This is a genomic window from Pseudomonas sp. 10C3 (assembly GCF_036346185.1).
In the GTDB taxonomy this organism is placed as follows: Bacteria; Pseudomonadota; Gammaproteobacteria; order Pseudomonadales; family Pseudomonadaceae; genus Aquipseudomonas.
Genome location: NZ_JASJVE010000233.1, coordinates 1 through 230 on the forward strand (window position 1 = coordinate 1; position 230 = coordinate 230).

Genomic DNA, 230 nt, shown 5'->3' on the forward strand with positions numbered 1-230 from the left:
CGCACGCAGATGGGGTGCGACCTGCGGCGTGATGCGGCGGTGGACGTGATCCCTGCCGACGCTCAGGCCGACATCGATCGTTTCGTTGCGTTGTGGGCTGAGTGTCGTGCCGCGGCCGTTGAGAGTGGTCCTTATCTGTTTGGTAAGCTGAGCGCGCCTGGGCCCGGGCAGCGAAATCCTGCGGCCAGAGTCCCGCCTCAGGAAAACGCTCGGCCAGGTACTCAATAATC

The 230-nt window shown here is 63.9% G+C and carries 2 pseudogenes; one reads left to right on the forward strand and one right to left on the reverse strand.

What is annotated here, in order from left to right:
• Window positions 1-153 (forward strand): annotated as a pseudogene (locus QN399_RS26720) (glutathione S-transferase); the annotation flags it as partial.
• On the opposite strand, the pseudogene QN399_RS26725 reads toward QN399_RS26720, so the two are convergent.
• A pseudogene (locus QN399_RS26725) lies at window positions 152-230 on the reverse strand (glutathione S-transferase); the annotation flags it as partial. The pseudogenes QN399_RS26720 and QN399_RS26725 sit on opposite strands and share 2 nt — an antisense overlap.